The organism is Bacillus salipaludis (genome assembly GCF_030938565.1).
GTDB lineage: Bacteria > Bacillota > Bacilli > Bacillales > Cytobacillaceae > Neobacillus > Neobacillus salipaludis_A.
Map to the genome: position 1 here is coordinate 6,136,426 of NZ_JAVGVR010000001.1, position 16,968 is coordinate 6,153,393.

Here is a 16,968-nt window from a genome sequence, read left to right on the forward strand (position 1 = left end):
ATACGTCATGGGATTGACGTTCAGTTCTCATATGAAAATAACAATGTGGAGATAAAAACTGAGGTTAAAGTTGAAGATGCATTTTGAGTTTTCCTAAATCTCTTTCATTCTGGACCGACTTCTTCCAAATAAGGTCTTGGTCCGCTTGTATATCAGTCAATTTATTTATCACTTTAGTCAACTTTCCATCCATGATCGTTTGATTTTCACGGACAGCAGCTTGGTCTTCTACAATAATTTGCAGTTTTTTACTCATAGATAGCTGTTCCGTTTTCACAACCTGGATTTCCTCTTTGATGCTTTGTACTTCTCCTTTTAGGCCTTGTACTTCTTCTTGGACACCCTTTACTTCTGCTTTTAAGCCCTGCACTTCTCCTTTTAGCCCTTGTACTTCTCCTTGGACGCCTTGTACTTCTCCTTTTAAGCCCTGCACTTCTCCTTTTAGCCCTTGTACTTCTCCTTGGACGCCTTGTACTTCTCCTTTTAAGCCCTGCACTTCTCCTTTTAGCCCTTGTACTTCTCCTTGGACGCCTTGCAACGTTTCATTCATACCGCCTACTATCGTCACTAGGTTAGATAACATTTCTTCCATTTTTCCCGCATTCATTCCACTCACCTCCTTCTTAAAGAATATTATACATCACACGATAATCTTTGACATATAAGTATTAAAAGAGACACAATTCGATTCATTTCATACGTTTGATTAAAATCACCACAAACCATTTTGGAAAACGAACATTGTCCTGTTTCCTCGAATATTTCTTGTTGATAACCTGCCAAATTGTTGATATATCCCCAAAAAGTGTTGATATCCTGCGAAAATTTGTTGATATAATCTGAATCTGTGTCGATATCCGGGCAAAGTGTGTTGATATGATCTAATTTTGTGTTGATATCTCTCAAAAATTTGTTGATATCTGCAAATCAGCCGCTAAAACTCATCACAAAATTAAACTTAACAAAAAAACCCTTATCAATCCTTGATAAGGGCCAAACCTTTTTTATTTTTAACAATACTTTGACGACGTTTTTCCCGATTTCTTTGTAATTCGCTTTGTTTCCATATGTATTTCTGCATATACAGCCTAAGAACATCCTTCATACACTTTCCATTTTTCTCAACTGCATCGCGAAATTCATCACGAATACATTCGGGAACCTCAATACTCAATCGAACCGTTTTGGTGCTTACTTCCTTCTCCTTTTTTTCTGTGCTAGTTTGATGCATGATGGAACCTCCCGTTAGAATAAAAGACTTTTCAAATTAATTACGGAAAACTAAATATTATAAATTTTTAACCTAAACTATCTTAACAACTGAAAGCGGATACAAGAAAATATATTTTTCGTCAAACTTCGACATTCGGTATTCAAATGTTTTTCTGAAATAAAAAAAGAAAAGTGCGTAAACACTTTTCTTAGGATGATGATTTTATTTTGTTAAAAGCAATTCCGGACGAACAGAAAAAGCCGCCTCTGTTTTTTCCTTTACTTCTTCTACCGAAACTCCCTCTTGTGTTTCGACTAGGACCATACCTTCCGATGTAAAATCAAAGACGGCCAGATCCGTAATTAAGCGGTGAACCACCTGTTGACCTGTTAATGGAAGAGAGCATGTCTTTTTTACCTTTGATTCACCATGTTTATTTACATGTTCCATGATTACCACTACTCGTTTGGCACCATGTACAAGATCCATTGCACCGCCCATTCCTTTGACCATTTTACCTGGAATCATCCAATTGGCTAAATCCCCGGTTTCAGAAACCTCCATCCCGCCAAGAATGGCAAGGTCAATATGCCCGCCCCGAATCATCGCAAACGATTCCGCACTATCAAAATAGGAAGCACCTGGCACGGTCGTAACCGTTTCTTTTCCTGCATTAATCAAATCTGGATCTTCTTCCCCAGCAACCGGATACGGTCCAATCCCCAATAATCCGTTTTCTGATTGAAGCAATACATTATAATCCGTCGGTATTTCATTTGCCAAAAGCGTTGGCATTCCAATTCCCAGATTCACATTCATCCCATCTTGGATCTCTTGTGCCGCCCGTTTTACAATTCTTTGTCTCATTTCACTCATCGCGTATTCTCCTCCCAAATCGTTTCTCTATGCCTTGCTAACCGTAAGCCTTTCAATGCGCTTCTCATAGTTCGTTCCAAGGAAGACCCTTTGAACAAAAACACTAGGGGTATGAATTTGATCTGCATCCAACCCGCCGATCGGAGTGACTTCCTCCACTTCCGCAATGGTGACCTTTCCGGCCATAGCGGCAAGCGGGTTAAAATTGCGGGCTGTTTTTCGATAGATAAGATTTCCAAGCGGGTCTGCCTTCCACGCTTTTACAAAGGCAAAATCTCCGACAATTCCTTCTTCCAAAATATAGGTTCGTCCGTTAAACACTTTATGTTCTTTTCCTTCTGCAATCGGTGTCCCTACACCCGTTGCCGTATAAAATCCGGGAATTCCAGCACCGCCAGCACGAATTCTCTCAGCGAGTGTCCCTTGTGGCACTAATTCTACTTCAAGCTGACCACTCAAAAATTGGCGCTCAAAAAGTTTGTTTTCTCCAACATAAGAGGAGATCATTTTTTTAATTTGACGATTTTCTAATAGGAGGCCAAGTCCCCAATCGTCTACACCGCAGTTATTGCTCACAATCGTTAAATCTTTTGTTCCTTTATCACGTAAAGCGAGAATGGCCTTTTCCGGGATACCAGATAGACCGAAGCCGCCAACAATGATCGTTGCTCCATCTTGGATATCCTGAATAGCTTCTTCAATTGAATCAATCGTCTTATACTTTTCCATTAAAAATCATCACCTTTCAATCTTATTTTCTTATAGGCTATTAAAATTGAATCGCTGATAAAATCCTTCAATTCGCGGATAAAGCGGCTGAATTCGCGGATAAAAGCTGGCAGCCCACTTATGGAGTGAAATTTTATACTTTCCAACCCCTTTTAGCGTAAATTTCCGGATAAAGACAACAATATTTACGAATCCTTTAAACTTTTGCCTGTTGTGGAATGCCCCGGGCTTTCATTTTTCCTAGTTTAATAAAGTTACGGTCGCGTTCATTTAGCTTTTGGGAAACGAGCCGATCGTCATATGGAAATATGCCTTCCCCTGATTTTGTTCCAAGCTTTCCTTGTTCAACCAACTCTTGAATAACTTCAGGGGCTTCTACACTTTGATCCAAATCAGGAGCTACATTTTCAAACACACGCTGCCAGGTATCAAGTCCGCCGAAATCAACAATTTCAATCGGCCCTGTAAACGCCCAGCGAAATCCTGGTCCGGCAGTGATCGCTGTATCGATATCCCGTGCACTGGCTACGCCTTCTTTTAACAAATAAAAGGCTTCCCGCATTAAGGCAGTCTGCAAACGGTTGGCAATAAAGCCGGAAATCTCTTTCTTTAAGAGAATCGGAGATTTACCGATCTGGCGAATCAGATCCATGGTCGCATCGACAACCGCCTCTTTTGTTTGAGGATGCTTCACCAGTTCAACAAGAGGGACTAAATGGCCTGGATTAAAGAAATGCGTAATCATCATCCGATCGGCAAAAGTTGCCTTTTCCATTAAACGCGAGATGGGAAACGTCGACGTATTGGAGGCCACAATTGCATCTGTTTTCATAATTCTTTCCAATTTTTCGTAAAGCTCCCACTTCCACTCAATCACTTCTGGAATCGCTTCAAGGATAAAATCCGCTTCCCTGACCGCTTCTTCTAAATCTGCTGTATAGTGAATATTCGCTAAAACAGTATGCTTTTGCCCCTCATTCAGCCCTGCTTCTTCCACCATCAGTGAAACATTTTCAAGAATCCGCTTCTTTGCTTTTTGTAACAACTCTTCATTTAAATCATGGATCATAACAGAATAACCGCTAGCAGCAAAAGATTGGGCAATACTGCTCCCCATTACACCCGAACCAATAATGGAAATTTGTTGAATCATTTTTGACTTCCCTCCCGAGGCCTTTCCATCTAGGTGGCATTGCTATTTGACATCATATAATTTGCATTTTTCATAAAAACTGGTTTTACTAATTCCAAGCAGCTTGGCAGCTTCTAATTTATTTCCGTCCGTGACCGCCAGTGCCTGATGAATAGCTTGTTTTTCAACCAAGGCTATGGTTTCTTTTAAGGGTTGAACAGGTAAAGACGTAACGTCAGTCTTCGCGTTAATCACTGGTTTTAAATGGTCTTGACGATCTCGCTTAGGCTCTTGGTCGCGTAAATACAATGGCAAGTGATTCAGTTGAATCGTTTTGCCGTCGATCACATTAATGCAGCGCTCCAGCACATTCTCAAGCTCACGAATATTGCCTGGCCATGTGTGCTCCATGAGTTTTTCCTGCACTTCATTCGATAGTTCGATTCCTTTTCGGTAGAACCTCTTTTCCAACTTTTTCAGCAGGCTCCTCGAAATCAAAGGAATATCCTCACTTCGCTTCCTGAGCGGAGGAATTTGAATCTTTATGACATTTAAGCGATAGTATAGGTCCTGACGAAAGTTTCCTTCCTCTACCAACTTTTCTAAATCTCGATGGGTGGCAGCAATGATTCGGACATCCACTGGAATGGATTTATGTCCGCCCACACGCCGCACTTCTTTCTCCTGTAGAACCCTTAGCAGTTTGCTTTGCATCGAAAGAGGCATGTCTCCTATTTCATCAAGAAAAAGGGTTCCCCCGTTCGCATGTTCAAACTGCCCCTTCTTGCCGCCTTTTTTTGCTCCGGTAAACGCGCCCTCCTCATACCCGTAAAGCTCCGACTCAAGTAAATGCTCGGGAATAGAGGCACAGTTGATCGCCACAAACGGGGAGAAACAACGAACGCTGTTATCATGCATCGCATGAGCAAATAATTCCTTTCCCGTTCCAGACTCGCCAATCAGTAGGACAGATGAATTACTGTTGGAAATTCTTTTGGCAAGTTCTTTTGCCGCAAGGAATGCGGAACTGGTCCCAATTAAATCTTGGAAGCTGTATTTACTTCTCATGTCTTTTTGAATTTTGGTCTGATAATACTTCAGTTCTTCCACAAGATGCTGAATTTTGCTTTGATACATCCGCCACTCCTCAGGGTTGCGAAACATCACCGTTCCAAGGCCCCCAACTACTTCCCCATTTTCAAAAAGCGGAAAACGATTGGCGATCATTTCACTACCGTTAATGGGTTGAAGGGAAGCTAGTTCCTTTTCCCCTGTTTTCGCAACGATGTGCATTCGTGAATTTTCAATCACTTCCATTGCTGGACGTCCCAGAGCTTTTTCAACCGTTGTTCCGATAAACTCACAATAGGCTTCATTGATATATAGAATAATGCCCTCACGATCGACGATGACGACTCGTTCAGCTAGTAGATTAATAATTTGCTCATGCCAACTAGAAGGAACTCGTTCAAATCCTGGATTCACTTTCTTTCCCACCCCGTCACCTTTTTTACCTTATTATAACAAAAAGGCAGACCCTCGAAGATAGGAAAGAAGGCTATCCATTTCTAACAAAATTTTACTAAAACATCTTCCAGCTTCCGGACGAATTATTGTGCTGTATACCCGCCATCCAAAATCACGGCTTGACCCGTTACGCCTCTTCCTTTATCACTCGCCAAAAAGACGGCATAGTCGGCAATTTCTGACACTGATAATAGCCTTTTTTGCGGGACAAGCGGCAAGAGGACTTCTCCGATCACACTGTCCAAGCTTACATTTCTTGTTTTCGCTAAATCAGCTAATTGATTTCTGACAAGCGGCGTATCCACATAGCCCGGGCATAAAGCATTGACCGTAATTCCATGCTCGGCCCCCTCCAATGCTGCCACCTTTGTCAAACCAATCACCCCATGCTTGGCACTATTGTAGGCGGCTTTGCCAGCAAACCCGATAACTCCATTAATGGAAGCCATATTGATGATTCTCCCAAGCTTTTGCTCCTTCATGAGCGGGAATACGTTTTTGATTCCGATAAAAGGAGCCGTCAGCATGATGTCAATCAGTAATTTAAATTTTTCCGTAGGGAATTCTTCAATGGGGGCAACATACTGCATCCCGGCATTATTGACTAAAATATCAATTTTTCCAAACGTCTTCTGTGCCAATTCAATCCCATTCTTAAAAGCTTCCTCGTCGGTCACATCACATGGAGCAGCTAATGCTTCAAATCCCTGCTCCTTTAATTCCAATACCACTTGTTCACTTTTTTCAGCATTCAAGTCTGAAATCACTACATTTGCACCTTCATGGGCAAATGTCTTGGCAATTTCGAGCCCAATCCCGCTTGCGGAGCCGGTAATAAATGCTGTTTTTCCTTCTAATGCTTTTGTCATGATAGCTTCTCCTTAGTTTACGAGTATAATAGTCTTCCCCTTAAACAATGCCAAAGAGGGTGTAAAGGGCAATGATAAAGAACACAGCGATGGTTTTAATAATCGTTACGGCAAAGATATCTTTATAAGATTGCTTGTGTGTTAACCCTGTAACAGCAAGCAAGGTAATAACTGCTCCGTTGTGCGGAAGGGTGTCCATACCGCCGGATGCCATTGCTACAACACGGTGCATAACTTCCGGAGGAATATTAGCAGCTGCAATCGCCTGGTTATACTTATCAGCCATCGCACCAAGGGCAATCCCCATACCGCCGGATGCCGACCCCGTTATTCCGGCAAGCGTACTCGTGGTCACCGCGCCATTGACAAGCGGATTATGGAATGTACCTGAAATTCCTCCACTAATCTTAGCAAAGCCTGGAAGTGCCGCGATAATTCCACCGAACCCGTACTCCGCACCTGTATTCATCGTGGCTAAGAGAGAACCGGCAATGGATGTGTTTAGTCCCTCTTTCAAATTCTTCGTTACCTTTTTCCAATCATAAAGAAGCGAAGTGAGAATTCCCACGATCAGTGCCATAATAATTGCCCATATCGCTGCAGTCGTAGTCACATCCACTGTATACGTTTTCAAGCCGATAGCTGAAAAATCAAATCCGTTTGGATACCATTTCGGAATATAGGTAATAAACACCTTATTCATAACCCCGACAAGGATTAGCGGCACAAATGCAAAGATTTGTTTTCCAAGCGGCTGCTTTGCCGTTAAATCGGGAACAGCAGCTTCGTTTGGATCCTCTTTCGCCTTTTCTAATGCAGCTGCGGTTTCAGCTTCAAACCCGTAATAGCCTTCGCCCGCTTTTTCCGCTTGTTTTCTTCTCATCTCCAAATACAACAAACCGACAATAAAAACAAAAATGGCACCAATCGTCCCTAATGTTGGTGCAGCATAAATATTAGTTTTAAAGAATGCGATTGGAATAACGTTTTGAATTTGAGGTGTTCCTGGTAAAGCATCCATCGTGAACGTAAAGGCACCGAGTGCGATCGTACCTGGAATAAGCCTTTTTGGAATATTTGCCTGTCTGAACATTTGCGCAGCAAATGGATAGATGGCAAACACAGCTACAAACAAGCTGACACCGCTATAAGTTAAAATGGCCCCCAATAGGACAATTGTTACGATTGCCCGTTTGGCTCCAAGCAGGCGGACAATCGTCCTGGCGATGGATTCGGCAATCCCCGACATTTCGACTACCTTTCCAAAAATAGCACCTAATAAAAAGACAGCGAAATACGACTTAATAAAGCCGACCATTTTTTCCATAAACACACCGGAAAAGAACGGTAAAACATGACTCGGAGCAACGAGAACAACCGCTAAGAGTGCGCAAATCGGAGCAAATAAAATAACAGAATAACCGCGGTAAGCAACAAACATTAACAGCCCGAGCGCTAATAAAATGACGAACAAATCCATATAAATCCCCCTTTTAGTTTGTTCCTTCTCTTTTCAAATTCTTCATGAACCTATAATTATTTTTCTTGTCTATCATAGATCCCACCCCAGTTTCTATGAAAACGGTATCATTTTGGTTCATACAACTTCCTTAGAAATGCGGACACCAAGTTCTTTTTGTGATCCCCATAAATCCTTCTGCCGCCTCTATAAATGGACGAAACTTCTTCTTAGTGAAACGATTGTTCTACTTCATGCACCCCCTAAGATGTTCATAAATTTTGTCCGCTATTCCAATAATTTGCAAGTATCGTGCCAATGTTAAAAGCTAGATACTTACAGAAACAGCCTTATTTGTTCATTCCGGAAAAACGGAAAATTCCTGATTTTCGGAAATAGATTTCAAATATTCCTGATTTTCGGAATCTTTAGAGAGGAATGGACATTTTCCTTTTTTACATAGAAAGAACGATTTCAACTCATAATAAAATAAGGGAGGTCTCATAAAATGAATGTAAATTGGTTGCTTGGGCTAGCTATATTATCTCAACAAGTGTTTATGCCAGGAAATTTGTTCCTCACTAACAATGGGCAGCCATTGTCCGTTGTTAATCGTTCTGACCTTTCAATGAACATACCCGAACTACCCATGGACCTTGAAAGGTTTAATAAGGTAATGGATGAAATCGACAAAACTGTTTCGAAACAGCCTAAAAATGCCATTATTAATTATCAAGGAACGATTATACCTGAACAAGTAGGTTACAAGTTAGATCGTACTATTTTTATCGAACAAGTTTATGCTTATTATTTTAATAAGGGTTCATCCAAATTAGAGGTTCCTCTACAGAAAGTTTATCCAAGAGTGGACAGCGAATTGCTTGGTACGATTCGAAGTGAAAAGATCGGGAGATATGTAACAACCTTTAATAACTTTAATCAAGAGCGGAACAGAAATATTTCTCTTGCTACTAAAGCGATTAATAACTATGTTTTGTTCCCAGGTGAAGTATTCTCCTTTAATAAAGTAGTTGGAAAAAGAACTGCAGGAAAAGGATATATGGCTGCACCTGTGATTATTAAGGGGGAATTTTCCGAAGATATTGGCGGTGGAATTTGTCAAGTATCCACTACCCTCTTTAATGCAGTAGATAATGCGGGATTAAACGTGATTCAACGTAATTCACACAGTAGAGAAGTTTCCTACGTTCCGCCTGGACGAGATGCCACAGTTAGCTGGGATGGACCGGACCTAGTTTTTAAAAATAAATATAATCAACCGATTCTCATACAAGCAAAAACATCTGAGAACAAACTGATCATTGAGATCTACTCCTCCGATGTGATTACCTATCGGCCTAAAAAGGTCCCGTACCTTCCAAATGGACAAGATAGTCTATCCAAGTAAACTTCTTATTCGACAAAATTCGAGTGGTGACAGGCACCACCCGAATTTTGTCAAATTGAATTTATGATTGCCACGCCTGACCCTTGTGGCATGTTTTTATAGATCGTCTGAAATTGTAATAGAATCCCCTAGACCAACCAAATCAATTTTCCATAAATATTTCCGTTGATTTACTTAGCAAAAAAAATAGATAAGCCTAATTGGGGTCAGCCCCCCACTCCCTCATTCGTCCTAATAACACCCTGATACCAATAAAAACTTTCTTTTCGAATTCGCCGGAGGTCTTTTAGGTTGTCATCGGTTCGGTTGATGTAGACAAATCCATAGCGTTTTCGGAAGCCGCTTGTTGTACTTACTAGATCCATGAAGGACCATGGGCAGTAACCGAATAATTGAACACCGTCTCCAATCGCCAAGTGGCATTGTTCCAGATGCTTTGCTAAATAATCAATGCGATAGTCATCATGAACCTTGCCATCAGCTGTTAATTTATCTACAGCCCCCATGCCATTTTCGGTAATGATAATCGGCAAACGATAGCGATCATTTAATTCATTAAGGAGCGTACGAAGACCAATCGCATCAATCTCCCAATCCCAATCCGTTTTTTCAAGATAAGGATTATTACATCCTTCATAAACGCCTGGGACAACTTCAAACTCCGTTTCCCCTTTACGGCCGTCAGCATTCACCTTCATATCCCTTACTATCGTCGACTCCGAAGCATATTTTACCACTCTGCTTTGGTAATAATTAATCCCAAGGAAGTCCGGCTTTGCCGATTTCAGTAGCTCCATATCTCCTTCATCAATGGTGGGAGTAATCCCGCGCTCCTTCATATATCTCCATATATTTTCCCGATAGCGCCCGTGGACATATAAATCTGTAAATAAATAATTTCGGAAATCATCCGCCTCACGAGCTGCCTGGATATCCTCAGGCCGGCAGGATTCAGGATAATTCGGAGAAAGACCAATAGCTGGGCCAATTTTGGCGTCTGGGAGCATTTCTCGGCATAATGTAATCGCCTTAGCATGGGCTAGCGTCATTATATGGTTCATTTCATATTTTTGTTTTTCGATTGGGATTTGATCATCAAATTCCATTAAATACGGCAAAAGAAACATATTGCTTTGCTCATTAATCGTAAACCAATATTTAACCTGGTTACCCAGGTGCTCGAATAGAACTTTACAAAAATAAGCAAAATCATCAATGATTTGACGGGATGACCATCCGCCATACTCCTCTTGAAGGCAGGCCGGTAGATCAAAATGATAAATGGTGGCTAACGGTTCAATGCCATTTGCCTTTAATTCCGCTACAAGATTTTGATAAAACTGCAAACCCTTTTGGTTTACCTCTCCCCGGCCTTTAGGCAAAACCCGCGGCCAGGAAATGGAAAATCGATATGCCTTCAAGCCTAACTCCTTCATAAGTGCAACATCTTCTTTAAAACGGTGATAATGATCCGATGCAACACTGGTATTCGCAAAGCTAGGGTTAATATTTTTATCTACAATCGACATCGTTTTCCCATCTTCAAGATAAGCTCCTTCAAACTGGTAAGCAGCAGTAGCAGCTGACCATAAAAAGCCCTCCGGGAATGAATAATCCTTTTTATAGTTCAAGTGATAACAACTCCTATACTTAATCTTATTCTAGGGGTTTAAAATACCCTGCGAAAATGCCAGATTACAAATCTGCAATCTGGCATCCACAACACTCTTTACTTTTCTTCTAATTTCTTCAAACGTGCATCGTACACTTTAAAAAGATTTACGAGTTGTTTAGCCGTATTCCATTCACTCATAATCGTCATCAAAGTATCCTGTGCATGCGCAAACAATAATGAAAATGGAATTTTTTCACCAAGCGCTTCCCCCTGAATCGTTTTGGTTTGAGAGGAATGCGCAAAGGTAATCTTCTTTTTCGCTTCTGTCAGCTTTTCTTCCGCCTCTTTAAAAAGGCTGCCGGCTACACATTCTAAAGCCTCATTAATCACTACACGTGCATCGCCCGCATGCAATATGATTTGCATGGATATTTCGTTTAACTTATTTTCTCGTGTTACATCTTCAGTCATGTTTCTGCCTCCATATTCCTTCTAATCCGCTATTTCTGCTTCCTTCTTCATTTGCTGCATATCATACACTTTAAAAAATGGATACCAAATCAGCCAAGAAATAACGATAATAACAACCAATAAAATTAGACCTTTAAAATCAGAGTTTACGAGGAACGTCGAAACTCCTACAGGTAGATACCATAGTTGGAAAAGCTTAGCCGGCATGGTCACTGCCCCAAGATTCAACACAATATAAGTGATTGCCGGTACAATCAGTCCATTTAACCACATCGGAACCATTAAAATAGGATTAAAGGCAATCGGCGCCCCAAATACGACAGGTTCATTAATATTAAAAATACCAGGTGCAATCGTTACTTTACCTATTGCTTTCAAATGTTTGGATTTCGCCAAGAATAACATCATAATGACTAATGGCAAAGTTGTACCCATGCCGCCGATCCATACCCACCCCATAAGCGTTTCAAAGGTATGAATATTATGAGGCTGTAACCCATGGGATACCGCGTCACTATTCGCTTGAATTCCGGCCATCCACACTGGAAAAATAATCGGATATAATGCCCAGGGACTAATCCCCAATGTATATAAAAACACACAAACAAAAGTAAACAACACAAATCCCACAAAGCTTTGACCAATGAGCGAAAGCGGATGGAAAATCTTAAGGATTAAATCATATAAGTCCACATGGTATTGAAACGAAAACAACCAGCCGATTAATAATAAAATCGTGATAGGAATAACGGTATCAAACCAAACAATAATAAAATCAGGAAGAGAGCTGGAGTTTTTGAAAAATGAAAACTTACTAAATAAATACATCACAGCGCCAACAAATATCCCGACAATAAGTGAAACAAACATCCCGTTTCCACCGAAACGTTCAAAAATGAATTTAACGGTTGCCCCATCTTTTGAAAATGTAGGCATGACTAAGATAAGAAATAAACATAGTCCAGTTAAGCCGGAGATGATTTTCCGATCATTCTTTTTCTTCTTTTCCATAATGAAATATGGTGTAAGAAAGGCAATAAAAATACTAAACAACCCGAAAGAAAAAGAACTGATTGGTGAGAAGTCAGGCATTTTCGGAAAAATATTATTTAAAATTGAGATCATGGTGATGAGTGATCCTACAAGAATCAATGGCAAGGCTGCCATGATCGCATCTTGAATTGCGGAAACCCAAGCATTTCTCGTTATTTTATTCATTTTAGGTGCAAAATTTTCGTTCATCCATTTAATAAATACTTCCATAAAGAACAGCACCCCCCTTTAAAGTTATTAATCAAGTAAGCCTATAATCAAATCAAGACATTTATTTCCATCGAGCATGCCATAAATCGTTTGATCGATGACAGCAACCGGAATATTCTTTGATTGAACTCGATCTCTAATATCTGACTCCATATACCTCAAATGCGGAGCAATCAAAAGAACATCCATCTCATCAAGATACTCATCAATTTCAGATTCACTTCTTGCCTTAATTTCGATACTCATATCTCTTTTTTGGGCAGCCTTGCGAATATTTTGAGCCAAAAAGCCGCTGGATGCTCCACCGCCACATACCAATAACACATTTTTTTCTGTCATATCTAATTCCCCTCCAAAGGTGTATTTGCTGATCTACACCATCATTATCCCCTTTTTAAATAATCCGCTTCCAATAAAAAAAGTTCCTACAACTAGGAACAATAAATATTTTCGGCAAATTCCATATTCATATAAAATCTATAATAGGGAAAAAGTATATCTACTTGAAGAAGTACTGGAAGTGATTTTAATGAATGAAAGAGAAAAGGCACTCATTCAACTTTTATCTCAAAAAAATGATTGGGTAAAGGCCGATATTTTAGCCACCCATTTCTCCGTTTCGACACGGACAATCAGAAAATATGTAAATGCCATTAACTCCTATGATTCTTCCTATGAACGGATTCTTTCCTCTAAGCTCGGCTATAAGATAAATCTTAAATCAAAAATTGACACAACGAAAGCTGCCGAGTATACGATAACACCTAAGGAAAGGCTGTACAATATCTTAAAACAAGCTGTTTTACACGATGAAGGAATGGACATTTTTGACGTAAGCGAGGAGCTTTTTGTAAGTGTTCCTACAATTGAAAGCGATTTAAAAAAGGCAAAAAACCTTTTAGACCCATTTAACTTAACGATCAAGAGGCATGGAAACTTAATTCTATTAAACGGGTCTGAACGGAATAAGCGAAAATTGATGAGTCAAATCTTTTATAATGAGACCAACAATAAATTTTTAATCATAAAACGAATTCAAGAGGCTTTCGATTATGATTTAACTCCTTTTAAGGAAAAGCTTCAAACCATATTGGAAGGTTACAATCTAAATATTAACGAGTACACAGTAGGAAATATCCTGCTTCATATTGTCATTGCCATCGAACGAGTTAAAAATCATTATAAAATTCAAGAAACTCACATGAATTCGCTGAATCATACAGAGGAACATAAAGCAGCCATTGAAATTGCCCAACTCATTTACACGCAATACGGTGTTCAATTTGATGAAATTGAATTATATTACTTAAATATGTTATTAATCAGTAATACCACTCTCTTAGAGTATGATAATTTAACTAGGAATAACCTGAATCGATATATTGAAGAGCATTATATTGATTTAGTGGAAGAAGTAATCCAAAAAGTAAATGAATATTATTTGATCGACTTCCATGATGATGAATTCCTGATTAAATTCACCTTGCATATTCGGAATTTGATTAATCGGGCCAAGCTTAATTATTTATCAAAAAATCCATTGACGAATCAAATTAAATTGACCTATCCATTAATCTATGATTTGGCTGTCTTTATTTCTAACCAGATTCAAAAGCGGGAACAAATCACCATTAATGAAGACGAAATCGCCTATATTGCTTTTCATATTGGCTCTTTTTTTGAACGGCAAAATGACTTGCAGAATAAACTAACATGTACTGTTATTTGTCCCCAATATTATAATATGCACATTGAAATGGTAAGAAAGCTGAACCACTCATTTGAAAAGTACTTGGAAATCGACAAAGTCATGACGAGTGCAAATGTGGATCTAAGTGTGATTGAGTCAGATTTAATCATTACCACAGTTGATATACCAAGAGAACCCAATCGTGAAATCATTCGTGTTAACCCGTTTCTTACTGAAGAAGATATCGGAGAAATCTATCAATTTATATTACGGGTGAAAAAGAGGCAAAGCCGTTTTAAATTAAGAGACCAGTTAATCAACCTTTTCGACCCCCATCTCTTTCAACAAAATGTTTACTTAGAGAATGAATTTGCGATGATCAAATATATGGGAGAAAAGATGGTGAAGCTTGGCTTTATTGAGCATGAGTTTATTGATGATGTAATGGAAAGAGAAAAAATGTCCTCCACTGCATTCAATAATAATGTAGCCGTCCCACATTCTTTGCATATGGATGCCATTAGATCCTCCATTTCCATTTTGATTAACGAGAAATCTTTAAAATGGGGAAAAGACACCGTACAAATCGTAGCACTTATCGCCATCAATAAAAACGAACGAAAAATCTTTCGAGACGTTTACGATAGCTTTATCAGAATCATCTCCGAACCCGAAAACGTCCATCGACTATTGCAATCCAAAAATTATGAAGCCTTTATTGAAACCCTTTTATCATTAATGGAGAACTGAGTTTAGTTGAGAAAAAACAGATTAAGAAATAGTATGAACTTTAGCGATTGCTGAGCTCATATTTTATACGGTGGGGTATTCATTATAACTATAGCTAATACATACCATAGGTGATTTTTGGGAAAGGTATTTTTTAGTATATCTTTTTTGGAGGTTACTTATGTAGGAAAAGGGAAACCAGATCAGGCTGACAGCAGGTGAGATTGCTCAACTTTGGATTCAATACTTAAATGACAGCTCTAGCAAATGTGTTCTTTCGTATTTTTTAGAAAAAGCAGAGGATGAAGAAATTAAGCCAATAATTCAATATGCACTAGAGCTCACTAAGACACATATTGAAAAAATTAAAGCCATTTTAACTGAGGAAAAACATGTCGTTCCATATGGTTTTAGTATAAAAGAAGATGTAGACTTAGCTGCCCCTAGACTTTATTCTGACAGTTTTGTACTTAACTTTATAAACCAAATGTCTAAGGTTGGTCTTACATCATACGCTGGTAGTGTTTCAGCATCTGTAAGGGATGACATTAAAAGCTATTACATGGACTGCCTTACTGAAACAATGCAATTATTTAAAAAATCAACGGATTTATTATTGTCAAAAGGATTGTTTATTCGATCTCCCAGCCTGCCTAATTTAGAGAAGGTTGAATTTGTGAAAAAGCAATGGTTTATGTTAGATGTGTTTGGCGAGAAAAGACCATTAACAGCAGCTGAAGTAGATAATTTATTTACCAATCTCCAAAGAAACGCATTGGGAGTTGCTGCACTTACTGGATTTAGTCAGGTCACACAACATAAGGATGTAAAACAATTCTTTTTAAAAGGATTAGAAATTGGGAATAAACATATTAAATTATTTAGAAGTAAGTTAGAGGAAAGTAAACTACCTGCACCAATGGGGTGGGATTCAGAAATAACAAATAGTACAGCTTACACATTTTCCGATAAACTTATGATGTTCTTCACATCAGGTTTAATTGGTTTGAGCATCGGGTATTATGGTACAGCTGTCAGTCAAAGTCCAAGAGGCGATATAACTGCAATGTATAACAGGCTATCCTTAGAAGTTCAGCTGTATTCCGAAGATGGGGCAAATATCATGATAAAAAATGGATGGTTGGAACAGCCCCCAATGGCATCCGATAGAGATGAATTAATAAGAAATAAGTAAATATAACTCACATTTAAAGACTTTAAAGGGGTAAGAACTTTTTTATATCCTTAGGAATACTCCCATAAACAGCCTTTTTTAATTGCCAAATACAATCCATGCTTATATGAAAACCATGATAAAAAAAAGTTGCCCAATTTTATAGGCAGCTTTATCTTTCTGAAATATTCGAAATGATTTTCTCAAAAACATCCAATTGATCGGTAACAATGAAAACAGGAAGAAGCATCATCGCTAGAAATACAACCAGATTCGAGCCAATCCCTATTTTAAAAAAGCTAGTTAACAACTTCATAATAGTCCCTTCTTAGTTTTAGTGTTAGTACATACTATGCCAATATATCAAAAGGGATTGGACAATCTGATAAAAAATCATATCACTATTGAGAAACCTTTCTCCTTCGCGTAAAGCATAAAAAAAACCGTTCAGTAAACTCAGACGGTCATAATCTAAATATAAAAGAAATATGCAGTCCAGCCGGAATCCCTCCAAGCCTTTTGCCGGTAAATTAAAATACCTTAGTTTAATTTTGAAACCCAATCTAAATTATTTGCTTTATCCATAGCAATTACAGATATAAGCATAAAATGCATCATTTCTCCTTAATCATCAAAAAAGACAACCTTCATCAGGTTGTCTTTTTTGGTGCCTGGCAACGTCCTACTCTCACAGGGGGACAGCCCCCAACTACCATCGGCGCTGAGAAGCTTAACTTCCGTGTTCGGTATGGGAACGGGTGTGACCTTCTCGCCATTATTGCCAGACTATTTTGTTTGAGGTATCATTCCCTC

General features: G+C 39.1%; 16 protein-coding genes and 1 rRNA gene. 3 read left to right on the forward strand and 14 right to left on the reverse strand.

All coding sequences use genetic code 11. The annotated features are described in order from the left end of the window. Window positions 1-64: 64 nt before the first annotated feature. The 8 genes from RCG21_RS30465 to RCG21_RS30500 all read right to left on the reverse strand — a co-directional run bounded on the left by RCG21_RS30465 (window position 65) and on the right by RCG21_RS30500 (window position 7,826). Window positions 65-607: a hypothetical protein gene (locus RCG21_RS30465; protein WP_308914183.1), complete on the reverse strand. Its 543-nt coding sequence runs from the start codon at window positions 605-607 to the stop codon at window positions 65-67. A gap of 369 nt (window positions 608-976) precedes the next feature. Beyond that, entirely contained in the window at window positions 977-1,231 is a 255-nt protein-coding gene (locus RCG21_RS30470; RefSeq protein ID WP_133339943.1) for a hypothetical protein, read from the reverse strand. Window positions 1,232-1,435: 204 nt separating this feature from the next. After that, window positions 1,436-2,089, reverse strand: coding sequence for a CoA transferase subunit B (locus RCG21_RS30475; RefSeq protein ID WP_133339945.1), 654 nt, complete (start codon window positions 2,087-2,089; stop codon window positions 1,436-1,438). 27 nt (window positions 2,090-2,116) lie between these two features. Beyond that, the gene (locus tag RCG21_RS30480) at window positions 2,117-2,818 is read right to left on the reverse strand and encodes a CoA transferase subunit A (protein ID WP_133339947.1); all 702 of its coding nucleotides are present in this window, start codon (window positions 2,816-2,818) and stop codon (window positions 2,117-2,119) included. Between the two features lie 196 nt (window positions 2,819-3,014). After that, complete coding sequence (locus RCG21_RS30485; protein ID WP_308914184.1) at window positions 3,015-3,971, reverse strand: 3-hydroxyacyl-CoA dehydrogenase family protein; 957 nt, start codon at window positions 3,969-3,971, stop codon at window positions 3,015-3,017. A gap of 42 nt (window positions 3,972-4,013) precedes the next feature. Beyond that, a complete protein-coding gene (locus RCG21_RS30490) occupies window positions 4,014-5,435 on the reverse strand; it encodes a sigma-54 interaction domain-containing protein (protein ID WP_308914185.1) in 1,422 nt (473 codons plus the stop codon). 125 nt (window positions 5,436-5,560) lie between these two features. Next, window positions 5,561-6,346 (reverse strand): 3-hydroxybutyrate dehydrogenase, encoded by a 786-nt coding sequence (locus RCG21_RS30495; RefSeq protein WP_308914186.1) that lies wholly within the window; start codon window positions 6,344-6,346, stop codon window positions 5,561-5,563. Between the two features lie 40 nt (window positions 6,347-6,386). Next, on the reverse strand, window positions 6,387-7,826 hold the full coding sequence (locus RCG21_RS30500) for a GntP family permease (RefSeq protein WP_133339955.1): 1,440 nt from the start codon (window positions 7,824-7,826) through the stop codon (window positions 6,387-6,389). A gap of 487 nt (window positions 7,827-8,313) precedes the next feature. On the opposite strand from RCG21_RS30500, the gene RCG21_RS30505 reads away from it, so the two are divergent. Then, window positions 8,314-9,213 carry a VanW family protein gene (locus tag RCG21_RS30505; protein WP_308914187.1) on the forward strand — a complete coding sequence of 300 codons (900 nt, stop codon included), beginning with the start codon at window positions 8,314-8,316 and terminating at the stop codon, window positions 9,211-9,213. Between the two features lie 206 nt (window positions 9,214-9,419). Here the strand turns inward: RCG21_RS30505 and RCG21_RS30510 are convergent, their stop codons facing one another. The 4 genes from RCG21_RS30510 to RCG21_RS30525 all read right to left on the reverse strand — a co-directional run bounded on the left by RCG21_RS30510 (window position 9,420) and on the right by RCG21_RS30525 (window position 12,901). Beyond that, entirely contained in the window at window positions 9,420-10,844 is a 1,425-nt protein-coding gene (locus RCG21_RS30510; protein WP_308914188.1) for a glycoside hydrolase family 1 protein, read from the reverse strand. Between the two features lie 98 nt (window positions 10,845-10,942). Further along, on the reverse strand, window positions 10,943-11,299 hold the full coding sequence (locus RCG21_RS30515; RefSeq protein WP_308914189.1) for a PTS sugar transporter subunit IIA: 357 nt from the start codon (window positions 11,297-11,299) through the stop codon (window positions 10,943-10,945). Window positions 11,300-11,320: 21 nt separating this feature from the next. Further along, window positions 11,321-12,562 carry a PTS sugar transporter subunit IIC gene (locus RCG21_RS30520; protein ID WP_308914190.1) on the reverse strand — a complete coding sequence of 414 codons (1,242 nt, stop codon included), beginning with the start codon at window positions 12,560-12,562 and terminating at the stop codon, window positions 11,321-11,323. Between the two features lie 27 nt (window positions 12,563-12,589). Then, complete coding sequence (locus RCG21_RS30525; protein ID WP_308914191.1) at window positions 12,590-12,901, reverse strand: PTS sugar transporter subunit IIB; 312 nt, start codon at window positions 12,899-12,901, stop codon at window positions 12,590-12,592. Window positions 12,902-13,091: 190 nt separating this feature from the next. On the opposite strand from RCG21_RS30525, the gene RCG21_RS30530 reads away from it, so the two are divergent. Further along, window positions 13,092-15,002, forward strand: coding sequence for a BglG family transcription antiterminator (locus tag RCG21_RS30530; protein WP_308914192.1), 1,911 nt, complete (start codon window positions 13,092-13,094; stop codon window positions 15,000-15,002). 181 nt (window positions 15,003-15,183) lie between these two features. Continuing rightward, a complete protein-coding gene (locus tag RCG21_RS33785; RefSeq protein WP_504928518.1) occupies window positions 15,184-16,176 on the forward strand; it encodes a DUF3231 family protein in 993 nt (330 codons plus the stop codon). A 151-nt stretch (window positions 16,177-16,327) separates the two neighbouring features. Here RCG21_RS33785 and RCG21_RS30545 read toward each other — a convergent pair whose 3' ends face one another. After that, window positions 16,328-16,471, reverse strand: coding sequence for a hypothetical protein (locus RCG21_RS30545; protein ID WP_308914194.1), 144 nt, complete (start codon window positions 16,469-16,471; stop codon window positions 16,328-16,330). Window positions 16,472-16,824: 353 nt separating this feature from the next. Beyond that, window positions 16,825-16,941: ribosomal RNA gene (rrf, locus tag RCG21_RS30550) — 5S ribosomal RNA — on the reverse strand. Window positions 16,942-16,968 lie beyond the last annotated feature (27 nt).

Bases quoted from the DNA above. Each gene is read 5' to 3' on its own strand.
- RCG21_RS30465 (WP_308914183.1), bottom strand. From the start codon at position 607: ATGAATGCGGGAAAAATGGAAGAAATGTTATCTAACCTAGTGACGATA.
- RCG21_RS30470 (WP_133339943.1), bottom strand. From the start codon at position 1,231: ATGCATCAAACTAGCACAGAAAAAAAGGAGAAGGAAGTAAGCACCAAA.
- RCG21_RS30475 (WP_133339945.1), bottom strand. From the start codon at position 2,089: ATGAGTGAAATGAGACAAAGAATTGTAAAACGGGCGGCACAAGAGATC.
- RCG21_RS30480 (WP_133339947.1), bottom strand. From the start codon at position 2,818: ATGGAAAAGTATAAGACGATTGATTCAATTGAAGAAGCTATTCAGGAT.
- RCG21_RS30485 (WP_308914184.1), bottom strand. From the start codon at position 3,971: ATGATTCAACAAATTTCCATTATTGGTTCGGGTGTAATGGGGAGCAGT.
- RCG21_RS30495 (WP_308914186.1), bottom strand. From the start codon at position 6,346: ATGACAAAAGCATTAGAAGGAAAAACAGCATTTATTACCGGCTCCGCA.
- RCG21_RS30500 (WP_133339955.1), bottom strand. From the start codon at position 7,826: ATGGATTTGTTCGTCATTTTATTAGCGCTCGGGCTGTTAATGTTTGTT.
- RCG21_RS30505 (WP_308914187.1), top strand. From the start codon at position 8,314: ATGAATGTAAATTGGTTGCTTGGGCTAGCTATATTATCTCAACAAGTG.
- RCG21_RS30515 (WP_308914189.1), bottom strand. From the start codon at position 11,299: ATGACTGAAGATGTAACACGAGAAAATAAGTTAAACGAAATATCCATG.
- RCG21_RS30520 (WP_308914190.1), bottom strand. From the start codon at position 12,562: ATGGAAGTATTTATTAAATGGATGAACGAAAATTTTGCACCTAAAATG.
- RCG21_RS30525 (WP_308914191.1), bottom strand. From the start codon at position 12,901: ATGACAGAAAAAAATGTGTTATTGGTATGTGGCGGTGGAGCATCCAGC.
- RCG21_RS30530 (WP_308914192.1), top strand. From the start codon at position 13,092: ATGAATGAAAGAGAAAAGGCACTCATTCAACTTTTATCTCAAAAAAAT.
- RCG21_RS30545 (WP_308914194.1), bottom strand. From the start codon at position 16,471: ATGAAGTTGTTAACTAGCTTTTTTAAAATAGGGATTGGCTCGAATCTG.